11 protein-coding genes are annotated in these 14053 nt (G+C 62.3%); 6 read left to right on the top strand and 5 right to left on the bottom strand.

The annotated features are described in order from the left end of the window. Positions 1-154: 154 nt before the first annotated feature. From BQ7388_RS11000 to BQ7388_RS10985, 4 genes are all read right to left on the bottom strand, one after another. Positions 155-1201: an aldose epimerase family protein gene (locus tag BQ7388_RS11000; protein WP_062531772.1), complete on the bottom strand. Its 1047-nt coding sequence runs from the start codon at positions 1199-1201 to the stop codon at positions 155-157. A gap of 289 nt (positions 1202-1490) precedes the next feature. Continuing rightward, on the bottom strand, positions 1491-1841 hold the full coding sequence (locus tag BQ7388_RS10995) for a cupin domain-containing protein (protein ID WP_062531829.1): 351 nt from the start codon (positions 1839-1841) through the stop codon (positions 1491-1493). Positions 1842-1898: 57 nt separating this feature from the next. Beyond that, complete coding sequence (gene lsrK / locus BQ7388_RS10990; RefSeq protein ID WP_062531773.1) at positions 1899-3461, bottom strand: autoinducer-2 kinase; 1563 nt, start codon at positions 3459-3461, stop codon at positions 1899-1901. Between the two features lie 28 nt (positions 3462-3489). Beyond that, positions 3490-4404, bottom strand: a complete 915-nt coding sequence (locus BQ7388_RS10985; protein WP_062531774.1) for a sugar-binding transcriptional regulator — start codon at positions 4402-4404, stop codon at positions 3490-3492. Positions 4405-4828: 424 nt separating this feature from the next. On the opposite strand from BQ7388_RS10985, the gene BQ7388_RS10980 reads away from it, so the two are divergent. The 6 genes from BQ7388_RS10980 to BQ7388_RS10955 all read left to right on the top strand — a co-directional run bounded on the left by BQ7388_RS10980 (position 4829) and on the right by BQ7388_RS10955 (position 13459). Then, positions 4829-6406 carry a sugar ABC transporter ATP-binding protein gene (locus BQ7388_RS10980; RefSeq protein WP_231782287.1) on the top strand — a complete coding sequence of 526 codons (1578 nt, stop codon included), beginning with the start codon at positions 4829-4831 and terminating at the stop codon, positions 6404-6406. Beyond that, positions 6406-7449 carry an ABC transporter permease gene (locus tag BQ7388_RS10975; RefSeq protein ID WP_062531775.1) on the top strand — a complete coding sequence of 348 codons (1044 nt, stop codon included), beginning with the start codon at positions 6406-6408 and terminating at the stop codon, positions 7447-7449. Before BQ7388_RS10980 ends, BQ7388_RS10975 begins: the two co-directional genes overlap by 1 nt. Continuing rightward, entirely contained in the window at positions 7450-8493 is a 1044-nt protein-coding gene (locus BQ7388_RS10970) for an ABC transporter permease (RefSeq protein WP_129583275.1), read from the top strand. 28 nt (positions 8494-8521) lie between these two features. Continuing rightward, positions 8522-9646 (top strand): substrate-binding domain-containing protein, encoded by a 1125-nt coding sequence (locus tag BQ7388_RS10965; RefSeq protein ID WP_062531776.1) that lies wholly within the window; start codon positions 8522-8524, stop codon positions 9644-9646. A 75-nt stretch (positions 9647-9721) separates the two neighbouring features. Next, positions 9722-10603 (top strand): 3-hydroxy-5-phosphonooxypentane-2,4-dione thiolase, encoded by an 882-nt coding sequence (gene lsrF, locus BQ7388_RS10960; RefSeq protein WP_062531777.1) that lies wholly within the window; start codon positions 9722-9724, stop codon positions 10601-10603. 345 nt (positions 10604-10948) lie between these two features. Continuing rightward, positions 10949-13459, top strand: a complete 2511-nt coding sequence (locus BQ7388_RS10955) for a phosphoketolase (RefSeq protein ID WP_062531778.1) — start codon at positions 10949-10951, stop codon at positions 13457-13459. A gap of 53 nt (positions 13460-13512) precedes the next feature. Here BQ7388_RS10955 and BQ7388_RS10950 read toward each other — a convergent pair. Continuing rightward, positions 13513-14053: site-specific integrase (locus BQ7388_RS10950; protein ID WP_072500677.1), on the bottom strand; the 541-nt coding region annotated here is incomplete at its 5' end.

Raw genomic sequence — 14053 nt, 5'->3', positions numbered from 1 at the left:
GCTCAAAGACGCGTTGGACGTTTTCGCGTTTGTATCGCACGCGTTGGACGCTTTCGAGCGCGAGGCGGACGCGTCGGACGCGCTCGTGCACGGGCGGAGCGCGGCATGCGCACGGGTGGCGCATGCGATGAGGGAGCTTGCGGCGCTGGCGGCCCTAGCGTTCGGCGTGCCCGAAGGCGAAGACCGTGCGCGAGACGAAGGGGTGTCCCGGCGCGTAGACCGGCTGGGGGAAGTTCTTGTGGTGGATGGCGTCGGGGAAGAACTGGGTCTCGAGGGCGACGCCGTCGAAGCGGCCATGATGCACGCCGCCCTTGCCCAGGGCGTCGAGCCCGCCTGCGGTGTAGAGCTGCAGGCCCGGGGCATCGGTCCAGACGTCCATCCAGATTCCGCTCTGGTCACCCGTGAGGCGGGCGACCCTCTCCACCCTCTCGTCGTTCTTCAGGACGAAGTTGGTGTCATAGCCTCCGGGAACGAGCCATATGTCGCGACCCAGCGCCTTCGCGCTGCGGAAGTCGTACGGGGTGCCCGTGACGTCGGCGAGCTCTCCGGTGGGGATGAGCCGGGCGTCGGAGGGGGTGTAGCGGTCGCAGTCGAGCCAGAGCTCGTGCGAGAGGACAGAGCCGGCGGCATGGCCGTTGAGGTTCCAGTAGGCATGGCAGGTCAGGTTGACGATGGTGGTGGCTGAGGGCGTGGCCTCGAAGCTCAGCTCGAGGCGGTCGTCCTCGAAGAGGCGGTAGGTGAGAAAGACGTCGAGCGCACCGGGGAATCCCTGGTCGCCCGGCCTGCTCAGGAGGTTGAGCGTGAGCTGGCAGCTGCCGTCCCCGTTCTGGCGCGGGCCGTCGGCGAGCTTCCAGAGGCGCTCGAACCAGAAGCGCGGGCCCGAGTGCAGGCTGTTGGGGCCGTCGTTTGCCGCGAGGTGGTAGGTCGTGCCGGCCAGCTCGAAGCTCGCGCCGGCGATGCGGTTGGCGTTTCTGCCCACGATGGCCCCGAAGTCTGCGCCGTTGTGCAGGTAGCCGGGCGCGCCGTCGTAACCCAGGGTCACATCGACGAAGCTGCCCCTCCCGTCGGGGACGACGACCGCCTGCAGGCAGGCGCCGAGGTCCGTGACGCAGGCGCGCATGCCCGAGGAGTTCTGAAGCTCGTACAGGTGGACCTCCCGGCCATCCTCGCAGTGGCCAAACGGTCTGGTGGCAACCGGCATAGGAGCTCCTCTCCCCAAGGAATGAGCATGAGCGGGTAGGCCCGCTGACCCGTAGGCTAGCGCGAACGGGAGGGTCCGCGTCCGTGGTTGGTGGGGTTTTCGGCGGGGCAGCACGGGCTGTCGGCGGGGGAGAGGCGCGCCCGCCGACACTATGTCCCTTTCCAATTGGCGAGGAGACGGGACTTCGCCAAGGCCGTGCGAACGAGAGCATGGGACCAAACACAGGCCAGGGGCCCTCCGCTCAGTCTGGAAGGTCCCCTGGAGGTCATATTCTGACGTCACTTGATCCCTAGTACACAGGGTTCTCTGTCTCGACCTTGTCGGATTCCTGGAAGGGAGCAAGGGTCGAAACCATCTTTACAGCCTGGTCATAAGGGTTTCGCACGTAGTGGACCTCGCTGGGCTCGATGTGGATGAAGTCGCCTTCGGACAGCGTGTGCACAACGCCGTCAATCACGATGTCCACCTTGCCAGTGAGGATATAGAAGTTCTCTTCCATCACGTTGTGGAAGTGAGCCTGGAAATCCTGGCCGGGCTGGAACTGCACGAGGGCATAGTTCATGCGAGGGCCCTTCATGAGGTACTTGGGTCCAGAGTCGCCGAAGCGATACTCGAAGTCGTTCTCGTTGACGATAAACATGCGCATGGTCCCTTCCGAAACGTCGTGATGGCATGTGATGGAGTCCGTGCTTTGGCCCTAGATGCCCGGCGCGCTCCACATTCCCTTGGTGATGCCCTGCTCGCTGAGGCGCAGCTGCTCTGCATAGAGCTTGCGCCAATTGGCGTAAAGCTCGTCATAGACGGTACGGTTCTCTTGGTTGGGCGTATAGCTCCGATCCCACTTGACCACCTGGTGGGCGCCGTCGGCGATGCTGGGATAGATGCCCACGCCATATCCGGCGAGCACTGCGGCACCCAGCGCTGTTGCCTCCTTCACCCGAGGTACCTTCACCACCTTGTTGCAGACGTCAGCCACGATCTGCGCCCAGAGTGGGCTCTTCGAGGCGCCGCCTGCAAAGATGAGCTCGTCTGGCTCGTTGCCCGTTGCCTCGCGCACCAGGTCGATGTGTCCGCGCACGAGGAGCGCGGTGTTCTCGAGTATGGCGCGATAGAAGCAGTACTTGTCGAAGCGCTCTGGGTCGAGCTCGAAGTTGGTGAAGGTAGGGCTGGCATGAGTCCAGTGGATGAAGTTCATTACGTCGCTGAAGCAGCAGAGCATGCCATAGCTACCCGCAGGAACCTTCTCGGCCCTCTCGTTCATGAGGTCGTAGGCGTCCTTGCCGAGCGTCGCCGCCTCAGCCTTCTCCGCCTGGCAGAAGCCATCGCGATACCAGCGCATCACCAGGCCGGGCTTGAATGCCAGCGCCTCGTACTGCCATACCTTTGGGATGGCATGGCAGTTGACGCGCACGCGACAGTCGGGATCGGTCGTGGCGCTGGCAGTGTTGAACTCGTACTGCCAGAAGCTTCCGCCAAAGACCCCGGCCTGTCCCGGCTCGCAGGCGTCTATGCCGATCATGCCTAGCTGGCAGTCTCCGCCACCCACTATCACGGGCGTCCCCTCGGCGAGGCCAGTCTGCTCGGAACCCCAGGCGCTTACCTCCCCCGCGCGCGAGCCACACTCGAGCACCTTGCCGAAGATGTCAGTCTTGAGACCGCAGCGCTCGGCAATCGACGGATCCCAGTCCCGCCTCTCTAGGCTCATCATTCCCGTGGTGCTGCCATTGCTGGGCTCCACCGCGAGGACTCCAGTGAGCTTGTATATGAGCCAGTCGTTGAACATACCCACGCGCGCACAGCGCTCGTAGACCTCGGGCATCTTGTTCTTTACCCAGAGTAGGCGAGGGAGCGCTCCGAGCGCATAGGTCTGGCCACTCTCGCGATAGATCTCGCGCTCGAGCTCGGGGTTCATTCTGATGAGCTCGCCCACCTCGTCGTTGCTGCGGGCGTCGACGTTGGCACAGGCCCAGATCTCTTGGCCCTGGTCGTCGTAGAGGACGATCCCCTCGCGCATGCAGGTGGTTGAAATGGCAGCGATGCTGCTGGGGTCGACCTTGGAGTCGGACAGGACCCCCTTCACGCAGTTGCGAGCGAGGTCCCAGCCCCCAACCCAGTCGAAGTCCATGCTACCTGGCCAGCGGGGGTCCTCATGGTGCTCCCACTCTCGTTGGGCGACGGCAACCTGCTCGCCCGCAGTCGAGAACAACACAGCGCGTATGCTGCCTGTTCCCGCGTCCAACGCCAATAGATACCTTTCCATTGTCACCATCCCCTAATTCGTGCGACCGTCAGTTCCCGAGCAGTCCCAGTGCCGTCTTCTCGTCCGTTATGAGCACGTTGAGGTAGTCGTGTGCCAGCGCCGCACGCAGCACGGCCACCTTCTCGGCACCACCGGCAACTCCCACGACGTTTTTCATGGCACAGAGGCTTTCCAGGCTCGTGCTCACGGACCTGCTGTCGATGCTGGTGGGGATGACCTCGCCCTTGCTGTCAATGAAGTGGTTGAGGATGTCACCCACGCACCCCTCCATCCGCAGGAGTGCAAGGTCGTTTGCGTTGATGATCCCATTTCGCATGATGGTGGCGTTCTCCGTGAGGGCGCCCATGCTCATGACCGTCATGTCGGCCAGCTCCGTCATGCGGCTGATGCCCTGGATGGTCGGCTCCCTCATGAGCGCCTCCTTGAGCTCGACTGACGAGAGAATGAGAGGCGTGGGGGTTAGGTAGAGCTTCATGTTGAGGGAGCCCAGGGGAACTTTGGGCAGGTAGAAGCTTACGCCTCCCGTCAGGCTGACTACGCTGAAGTCCTTTCGGCCACTGTTTGCGAGGTGGCTGAGGGTCAGCCCCATCGTGTCGCCGTAGCCGATGTTCAGGTAGCCGCCTGGCTTGAGGTGGTAGGTGATGTACATGGCCGCGGCACGCGCGATGCTGTCAAGAAGCGCGGACTGGTCTACCGGCGTGGGCACGACCATGGCGTCGTCCAGCCCGAACGTCTTGACCAGGTTTCTCTCGGTGCTCATGCGCGCGTTGTCGTCCTCGCGGAAGTTGAACCGTATGATGCCGTTCTGCCGCGCGTCGTCCAAAAGGCGAATCACCTTCGCGCGAGAAATACCCATGAGGGACGAGATTTCTTGCTGCGTATAGCTCTCCATGTAGTAGTACCAAGCGGCCTTGAGCGTGAGAGAGTACTCGACTTCCGACAAGACATTCGCCTCCTTGCGATGAGCTGTAGAACAAATGTCCATATATCAGACAGGAGTTCGAAAACAGATATACAGCCATGCTAGCGATAAGTCAATTTCGACTTGTTCGAGCGGAGGGATCGGTCGGCTGGGACCGATGCGAAGATAAAGATTAAATAAGCAGTTAATAAGATGGTTAGATTCACTTCGACCAGATTGGGGCAGTTCATCCGGAGTGGAGGCGACATGTAACTCACCTAGTTCACAAACCGTACTCAAGGTTGGAACAAACGTCACAAGTAGAAACAATTTGCCATTCATTGGCACTTTTCTACCGCTCATGTTCCGGTCAGTGGCCCGTGCGCCAAGCGGGTTTTATCGTCCAGATAAAGGGATGGACCCCCCCAGGGGCTCGTCTCTCTTACCACTAGGGAAGGGAGGCCACGTGGAAGCTGCCGACAGTCAGAACGGCACCGTAGGGCGGGATGAAGCGAGAGTTAGCTACCAGGTTCCCAACACGCTGCTCTCGGTGCAGAACATCTACAAGTCCTTCGGCTCCAACGAAGTTCTGAAGGGCATCAGCCTCGATCTCTGCGAAAGCCAGGTGCTCGCTCTTATTGGAGGCAACGGAGCGGGCAAGTCCACGCTGATGAAGATCATCATGGGGATTTACTCTGCTGACAGCGGAGAAATCACCATTGCGGGCAAGAAGGTCGACATCTCCAACCCCAAGGCAGCGTTGGAGCACAGCATCTACATGGTGCCTCAGGAGCCCATGCTCTTTCCCAACATGACCGTGCGCGAGAACGTCGTCATCGGCTTTGACGAGGGAGCTTCCGAGCTGGAGAGCCGTCTGAAGTCCGTCATGGCGGAAATCGGATGGTCTCTTGACCTTGATTGCAAGGCATCCACGCTCTCCATCGCCGAGCAGGGCATGGTCGAGATCCTGCGTGGCCTCATGCGCAATCCCAAGGTGCTCATCTTGGACGAGCCCACCTCTGCCCTCACCTTTGACGAGGTCCAAAGCCTCCTTGCCTGTGTCGAGGAACTTCAGAAGAAGGGCATTGGCATCATCTATATCACCCACCGCCTTTCCGAGGTCTTTGAGATCGGTACGACGGTGGCGATTCTGCGTGACGGCATCGTGACCACACAGGGAAACGTATTCGAGTTCACCCGGGACGACCTGGTGCGCGGTCTGCTTCCGGAAGACGCGAGCGTGGATGGTGCGACGACCGGGGACAGCGCATGCGAGATCGACTATTCCCAGGAGCCCGTTCTTAGGGTGCGGGACTTTTCGGGCTATGGCTTCTCGGACGTCAGCTTCGACATCTATCCCGGAGAGATCGTGGGCTTGGCAGGCGTCGTTGGTGCCGGGCGCACGGAGATGGCGACCACGATCTTCGGCAGGGACAAGGTGCTCGGCGGGAGCGTGACGCTCAACGGGCAGGACATTACCGGCCGCAAGACGCGCCAGGTCATCTCGATGGGACTTAACTACGTTCCTGAGGACCGCTTCAACGATGGTCTCTACCGCATTCGCGGTGTTGCCGAAAACACGACCAGCGCCCTACTCTCCAGTAGCCGGATGGGCAGGTTCTTTCTCAACTCCAAGGAAGAGGAGAGGGTCTCGCAGAGCTACGTGGACCGCTTCCGCACCAAGGTGACCGGACTCGACCAGGAGGTGGGAGGTCTCTCTGGCGGCAACCAGCAGAAGACCGTCATAGGGCGGGCATTCTCCACGTCGCCCAAGGTGGTCATCCTCGACGAGCCCACCCGCGGCATTGATGCTGCGGCCCGTGGTGACGTCTATGCGGTGCTGCAGGAGCTCAGGGACACGGGGGTGTCCATCCTCCTCATCTCTTCCGACATGGAAGAGATCGTGGAGCTCTCGGATCGCGCGCTGGTCATGTACCAGGGACGCATCGTTCAGGAGTTCGGCAAGGACCAGATCGTTCAGGAGAACCTGACCGCTGCTGCGTTTGGCGTGTATCAGGCTGACGCAAAGGCGGTGACCGACTAATGGGACGCATCAAGAACCTCCTTCATGCGCGGAGCATGAGCAGCTTCGCGTTCCTGGTCATCCTCTTCTTGGTGGTCGGCCTCATCAACCCGGCGTTCCTGACCCCCTCCAACATCTCGGCCTGCTTCAACACCTCGGTGGTGTACACGCTGGTTGCCGTGGGAATGGCCTTCACGCTATTCATTGGCGAGATCGATGTCTCGGTCGGCGCCAACCTCGGCCTGGTCGCCGCTGTTGTCGGCAGCATGTTGCGAGATGGCCAGTCCATGGGCCTGGCCATCATCGTCGGGGTCGTGATTGGTGCCATGATCGGACTCATCAATGCCTGGGGCGTGGCCGTCATGAAGGCTCCGTCGCTCATCTTCACCTTGGGCGTGAATGGCGTTCTTCGCGGAATCGTTTACGTCTACACCAATGGTGCCTGGGTGGAGAACCTTCCCAAGGGGTTCAAGGACTTCTCTTCCGTGACTGCCGTGGGCGATCTGACGGTCTACTACTGCGCCACCATCGTGCTGGTGGCCGTTATTCAGCTCCTTCTTGTCAGGACTAAGCGCGGTCGCTACTTTCACGCCGTGGGCGACAACGCCCAGGGCGCCACGCTCGTGGGCCTGCCCACCCGCACCACCAAGATCCTGGCCTATGTCATTTGCGGAGTCATGGCGGCAATCGGAGGCATCATCTTCTGCAGCCGCATCGGCTTCGTCACCCCCGCCAGCGGCAACGGCTACGAGATGAAGGCCATCGCCGCCTGCGTGCTCGGCGGCATCAGCCTCCTGGGTGGCGTGGGGTCCGTCGTGGGGTCCGCCATCGGCGCTGTCATCATGGCCTCGATCAGCTACCTGCTGGTCTTCATGGGCTTCTCGTCCAACTACGACAACGCCATCACCGGCATCATCCTCATCGTGATCGTCGTGGTTGACGCCCTCCTGCAGCGTCGTGCCATCGTCAAGAACCGCCACGCGCGCCTTGCCGCCCGTGTCTCCTCTGGCACTGAAGTGGCTGCCGCTGCAATGGAGAAGGCCCAGGAAGGAGGCGAGGCGTAGATGACGCGTATCAAGCAGCTTCTCACCAAGGGCCAGGCAAGTTGGAACCTCATTCTCATTGGCCTGCTCGTACTCGAGTTTGTTGTGTTCGGCGCTGCCAACCCCAAGTTCCTGCGTCCGGCGCTGCTGTTCACCAGCATCAATGACAACCTGCCCGTGTTCATGATTGCCCTGTTCGTCACCCTTGTCATGGTCACGGGGGGCATCGACATCCAGGTTGCGTCCCTCGTGGGACTTACGTCTATCACCATCGGCGTCGCCTGGCAGGACTTTGGCTTCTCGATTTGGGCTGCGGTCGCCTTGGCAGTGCTTATCTGCATTGCCTGCGGCGCATTCTCAGGCTTCCTGATTGCGTACTGCGGGGTTCAGGCCATGGTGGTCACGCTGGGCGGCAGCTTCCTCTATTCGGGAATCGCACTTCTCATCTCCACCCTCTCCAGCACCGAGAGCTACCAGGGCATCGGTGGTTTCCCCGAAGAGTTCAAGTTCATCGCCAGCTACCAGGTATTTGGAGCCATCCCCTTCCAGCTGCTCATCTATGTCGCCATGTTCGCAATAGCCTTCATCCTGCTCCATAAGACCAAGTATGGTCGCAAGGTGATTCTCACTGGCGTCAATGCCCAGGCAGCCGAGTTCTCTGGCATCAACAGCAGGCTTGTGATCATGTCCACCTATGTCCTGAGCGCCGTCGCGGCTGCCATCGCGGGCATCGTGCTCACCGCATATCTCGGCACGGCCAAGTCCGACCTGGGCGGAAGCCTCACCATGGACATCATCACCGCGGTCGTGTTGGGTGGCACCCTCTCGACGGGCGGCAAGGGCTCGATCATCGGCACCGCGCTCGCCTCATTTGCCATCGCGTTTCTCAAGTTTGGGCTTCCCCTTTGCTTCAAGGTGGGCACCCAGTACCTGAACATACCCGTTGGAATCTTGCTCGTCGCGGTCATCGTTGGGCGTTCTGCGGCTAGTAGCACGGGCTACCTGTCCATGCTACGGACGCTGGTTTCAAGCAAGGTGGGCAATGGCCCCAAGGTCAAGGCCTAGGCAGGCCAGGAAAGATGGAGGTTGCGCTATGAAGAACGTATCTCGTCGTAGTTTCCTGAAGGTAATGGGCTTTTCGGCAACTGTCGCTGGACTTGGACTCGCTGGCTGCGGCAGCCAGAGCTCCGACACATCCTCGGGAGGGAGTGAAGCCGCTACCACTGGTGACATCAAGGGCAAGACCGTCGCGTTCATCCCCAAGGTGACCGGCAACGCATTCTTCGAGTCCGCGAACAACGGCGCCCAGGAGAAGGCAAAGGACTGGGGGATCACCGTCGACTACATCGGCGACGCGACCGCCTCGGTGTCCGCTCAGGTCTCTGTCATCAACCAGGCGGTCGCAAATGGCGTTGACGCCATCTGCATCTCGACGGTTGACGCCGGCGGCGTCTCCGACGCCCTCAAGAAGGCGACGGATGCCGGCATCGTCGTCACCACCTGGGACTCCGACGCCAATCCCGAGGACCGCACCCTCATGGTTTCCCAGGGTACGCCCGAGATTCTGGGGCAGATGCTGATTGACATGTCTGTCGACGGCCTCAAGCAGCGTGGCAAGGATCCCGAGAAGGACGAGATCACCTACGTCTGGCACTACTCGCAGGCCACCGTCACCGACCAGAACTCCTGGCAGGTCGCCGCAGAGAAGACCATCAAGGAGAAGTACCCCAACTGGAAGAACGTCCACGAGAACTACTACTCGAACCAGGACGCCGAGCAGGCGATCACCATCGGCGAGGCCGTGCTCGATGCCTTCCCCCAGATTGACCTGATCATCTGCAACGACTCCACCGCGCTTCCTGGCCAGCTTCAGGCCGCCGAGAACAAGGGCTACGACCAGTCTAAGATCACCATCACGGGCTTCGCATCGCCTATGTCCATCAAGTCGTACTGCGAGCACGGGACCATCTACAACTGGGGCCTCTGGGATTGCGGCGTCCAGGGTGCCATGGGCTGCTATGTGGCTGCGTACCTCGCTGCGGGCAACGAGGCCAAGGTGGGGGACAACATCGACATTCCCGGAATCGGAAAGGTCGAGGTCGAGTCCAACGACAGCATCGCCGAGGGAGCCAAGACGGCCGACAAGAACAACGGCGTTGTGCTGCTCCCGGAGCGTCTGGTCTTCACGAAGGAGAACATGAACGACTACTCCTTCTAGGCAAGGGCAATCGATGGGGCGATGCCGAAGCGCTGTGCTCGGCATCGCCCCACGCCACTATGAGAAAGGAAAACCATGGCAGATTTGGACGGGCTCAAGGTCGCTAAGGACTATCACGTGGACGTGCCCTTCGCGAACAACGAGGGCTTCTATGTCAAGGGGGCCAACAACCTTGACTGGGGCATGAAGAAGCACCTCTCCAACATCTTCGACGCAAAGAGCGGCAACACTGTCATGCTCGCCTTCGACCACGGCTATTTCATGGGCTCCACCGCCGGGCTCGAGCGTCTTGACCTCCTCCTGCCCAAGCTCGCTCCCTATGTCGACGTGTTCATGGGCACGCGCGGAGCCATCCGCAGCTGCGTCGCTCCCGAGTCGACCAAGGGCATCGCCCTGCGCGTGAGCTCCGGCTCTTCCATGCTGCAGGCAGACCTCAGCCATGAGGTGGTCGCCGTCGACATCGAGGACGCCATTCGCATGAACGCCGACTGCATGGCCACTCAGGTCTTCATTGGCGGGGACGGGCAGCTCTCCAGCATCGACAACCTCAGCCGAGTCATCAACGCCGGCATGCGCTACAGCGTTCCCACCCTCGGCGTCTGCGCCGTGGGCAAGGACATGGAGCGCACGGGTCGCTACTTCAAGCTCGCCACGCGCATCATTGCAGAGATGGGCTGCCAGCTCGTGAAGACCTACGACTGCGAGGACTTCGAGGAGGTCGTCGCCGCGTGCCCCGTGCCCATTGTTGTCGCGGGAGGAAAGAAGGTCCCCGAGCGCGACGCACTGCACATGGCCTACAGCGTCATCCAGAAGGGCGCCCACGGAGTCGACATGGGTCGTAACATCTTCCAGAGCACCCATCCCGTGGAAATGACGCAGGCAGTCCGCATGATCGTGCACGAGGGCGCCACCGACTCCGAGGCCTGGGAGTTCTTCCAGGACGTCACCGAGCACTAGCGCAAACGAATACGTCCCTCTCTTCGGGGTGTCTTCCCTTTCCACCCCATGCCGCCGCGGGCACTCCACGCCCCGCGGCGGCTTTTTTATTTAGATGGTTTGGCCAGAGCAAAATTCGCCGCTGGCGACCCGCTTGGAAGCGGGGGAGAGGCGCGCCCACTGGTACTAAACGCGCTATTCCATGTTTAGCAAAATTTAGCCAGCAGCAATCGGCCAGTGGTCAAAATGAGGGGACGATTATCCACCCGTAGGCTAAAATGGACGAAGCATATTGGCGTTCTTCGCTTTTTCGCCGTGTTTATGCGCAAACGTGTCACCTGGACGTTCGGATGAAGGGAAGTCCGCATGGCAGAAGATTTGGGTACCCCCTGGAAGAAGCTCGATGCCCCCGTCGCCGAGGAGGAGGTGGCCTGGGTCGACAAGTACTGGCGTGCCGCCAACTACATGTCCGTCGGCCAGATCTACCTGCGCAGCAACCCCCTCATGCGCGACGACTTCGTGGACGAGAAGAGCGGCCAGCCCCGCGACTTCGGCCGCGCCGACGTCAAGCATCGCCTCGTGGGCCACTGGGGAACCACCCCGGGTCTCAACTTCCTGATGGGCCACGTCAACCGCTTCATCCACGACCACGGCCAGAACGTCGTGTTCTTCATGGGGCCGGGCCACGGCGGACCCGCCGGCACCTCCCAGTCCCTGCTCGACGGGACCTACCGCGAATACTACCCCCAGATCACTGACGACGAGGCCGGCCTGCAGCGCTTCTTCCGCCAGTTCAGCTACCCCGGCGGCATCCCCAGCCACTTCGCGCCCGAGACCCCTGGCTCCATCCACGAGGGCGGCGAGCTGGGCTACACCCTGAGCCACGCCTATGGTGCGGTCCTCAACAACCCCAGCCTCCTCGCCTTCGCCGTCGTGGGTGACGGCGAGGCCGAGACCGGTCCCCTTGCCACCTCCTGGCAGACCAACAAGCTGGTCAACCCCCTCACCGACGGCATCGTCCTGCCCGTCCTGCACCTCAACGGCTACAAGATCGCCAACCCCACGATCCTCGCCCGCATCTCTGACGAGGAGCGCAACGAGTTCTTCCGCGGTATGGGCTACCACCCCTACACCTTCGTCGCCGGCTTCGACGACGAGCCGCCGATCTCGATTCACCGTCGCTTCGCCGCCCTGCTCGAGCAGGTCTTCAACGAGATCTGCGACATCAAGTGGCGTGCCCTCGCCGGCGAGACCGAGCGTCCCGCGTACCCCATGATCGTCTTCAAGACCCCCAAGGGCTGGACCTGCCCCAAGTACATCGACGGCAAGAAGACCCAGGACAGCTGGCGTGCGCACCAGGTGCCCCTGGTGTCCGCCAAGGACACGCACGAGCACTTCCGCGTGCTGCGCAGCTGGCTGCGCTCCTACAAGCCCGAGGAGCTCTGGAACGAGGACGGCAGCCTGCGTCCCGAGGTGACCGAGTTCATGCCCGAGGGCGAGCTGCGCTTGGGCGCCAACCCCAACGCCAACGGTGGCCTGGTGCGCGAGGAGCTCGAGCTCCCCGACATCCACGACTACGAGATTCCCGTGGCGGAGAAGGGCCATGGCTTCGGCACCACCGAGGCGTCGCGTGTCTTCGGCGACTACACCCGTGACGTCATGAAGCTCAACCTCACCAAGTTCCGCGTCTTCGGCCCCGACGAGACGGCCTCGAACCGCCTGCAGGCCGCCTACTCGCTGACCGACAAGCAGTGGGACGCCGGCTTCAACGCCGACCCCGAGAACGACGTCCACATGAGCTCCGTGGGCTCCGTCATCGAGCAGCTCTCCGAGCACCAGTGCGAGGGCCTTCTCGAGGGCTTCCTGCTCACCGGTCGCCACGGCGTCTGGTCGAGCTACGAGAGCTTCATCCATGTCGTCGACTCCATGGTGAACCAGCACGCCAAGTGGCTCGAGGCCACCGTGCGCCACATTCCCTGGCGCGCGCCCATCGCCTCGCTCAACATCCTGCTCACTAGCCATGTCTGGCGCCAGGACCACAACGGCTTCTCCCACCAGGACCCCGGCTTCGTGGACGTCCTCCTCAACAAGAACTTCCACAACGACCACGTGGTCGAGGCCTACTATCCCGCCGACGCCAACATGCTGCTGGCCGTGGGCGAGGAGGCCTACAAGTCCACCAACAAGATCAACGCGATCTTCGCGGGCAAGCAGCCCTCGCCGACCTTCCAGACCATCGACGAGGCCAAGGCCGAGCTGGCCGAGGGCGTGGCTGAGTGGGAGTGGGCCGGCAACGTCAAGAAGGGCGAGAAGGCCGACATCGTCCTCGCCTGCTGCGGCGACGTGCCCACCCTCGAGCTCCTCGCGGCGTCCGACGCCCTGCAGGACATGGGCCTCAAGGTCAAGTTCGTCAACGTGGTCAAGCTGCTGAGCATCCAGAACGCGGGCGAGAACGACGCCGCCATCAGCGACGAGCGCTTCTCCGAGCTCTTCGGCACCGACGTTCCCGTGCTCTTCGCCTACCATGCCTACGCGCACACCATCCACGGCCTGATCTTCGACCGTCCGGGCCACGACAACTTCCACGTGCACGGCTACATGGAGGAGGGCTCTACCACCACGCCCTACGACATGCTTCGCCTCAACGAGATGGACCGCTGGGCGCTCGCGTCCCACGCGCTCGAGCTCGTGGACGCCGAGAAGTACGCCGAGAAGATCGCCGAGTGGCGCGCCTTCCGCGACGAGGCCTTCCAGTTCGCCTGCGACAACGGCTACGACCACCCGCGCTTCACCGAGTGGGTCTGGCGTGACGTCGTGGGCCACCAGGACAACAGTGCCGCTGCCATGTCCTCGACCGGCGGCGACAACGACGAGTAGGCACCACAACTGAATAACCGCTGGTAGATGGGTATGGGTTAGGTCCTTGTGTCCTAACTTGTCCCCGAAGGTACCGAACGGAACCCCTGCCACGCTCCCGCGACCGTCTCGACGAACACTTCCTCGTCGGGGCGGTCGTAGTGCTTCGCGCGGACGTCCGCCGAGGTGTGGCCCATCATCTTGTCTATCTTGTCCTTGTCGACGCCCAGGCGCCAGCGCATCATCGTCTCCCAGGAGTTGCGCAGCTTGCCCATGGGGAGCCGCCTCACGCCGGCTGCGTCCAGGGCGCGGGCCCACTGGTCAGAGACGGTCGTGCGGGACGCCGGCCTGCCGTCTCCGCCGTCGTTGAGCGACGGGAGCCCCAGGGCGACCCTCTCCCGGGCCAGCTCCTCGAGCCTGAGCGACCAGGGCTCCGGGATCACGACGCTCCTCACGCTGCCCTCTGTCTTCGGCGGCGCGACCCTTCGCCCCTGGGCGAGCTGCTTGTCGATGGCGACCACGGCGAGCCGCATCCCGTGTGACTCGACCATGCGCAGGTCCGAGACGAGCGGGGCGCACGCCTCGCCAACGCGGCACCCGCCGAAGGCCATGAGG

Origin of the sequence: Olsenella phocaeensis (genome assembly GCF_900120385.1) — a bacterium.
GTDB lineage: Bacteria > Actinomycetota > Coriobacteriia > Coriobacteriales > Atopobiaceae > Olsenella_I > Olsenella_I phocaeensis.
The sequence above is the reverse complement of the archived record's forward strand: the minus strand, read 5'-3'. Positions and strand labels throughout refer to the sequence as shown.

Coding starts and splice junctions, on each gene's coding strand:
- lsrF (WP_062531777.1), top strand. CDS start 9,722: ATGGCAGATTTGGACGGGCTCAAGGTCGCTAAGGACTATCACGTGGAC.
- BQ7388_RS10955 (WP_062531778.1), top strand. CDS start 10,949: ATGGCAGAAGATTTGGGTACCCCCTGGAAGAAGCTCGATGCCCCCGTC.
- BQ7388_RS10970 (WP_129583275.1), top strand. CDS start 7,450: ATGACGCGTATCAAGCAGCTTCTCACCAAGGGCCAGGCAAGTTGGAAC.
- BQ7388_RS11000 (WP_062531772.1), bottom strand. CDS start 1,201: ATGCCGGTTGCCACCAGACCGTTTGGCCACTGCGAGGATGGCCGGGAG.
- BQ7388_RS10995 (WP_062531829.1), bottom strand. CDS start 1,841: ATGTTTATCGTCAACGAGAACGACTTCGAGTATCGCTTCGGCGACTCT.
- BQ7388_RS10965 (WP_062531776.1), top strand. CDS start 8,522: ATGAAGAACGTATCTCGTCGTAGTTTCCTGAAGGTAATGGGCTTTTCG.
- BQ7388_RS10975 (WP_062531775.1), top strand. CDS start 6,406: ATGGGACGCATCAAGAACCTCCTTCATGCGCGGAGCATGAGCAGCTTC.
- lsrK (WP_062531773.1), bottom strand. CDS start 3,461: ATGGAAAGGTATCTATTGGCGTTGGACGCGGGAACAGGCAGCATACGC.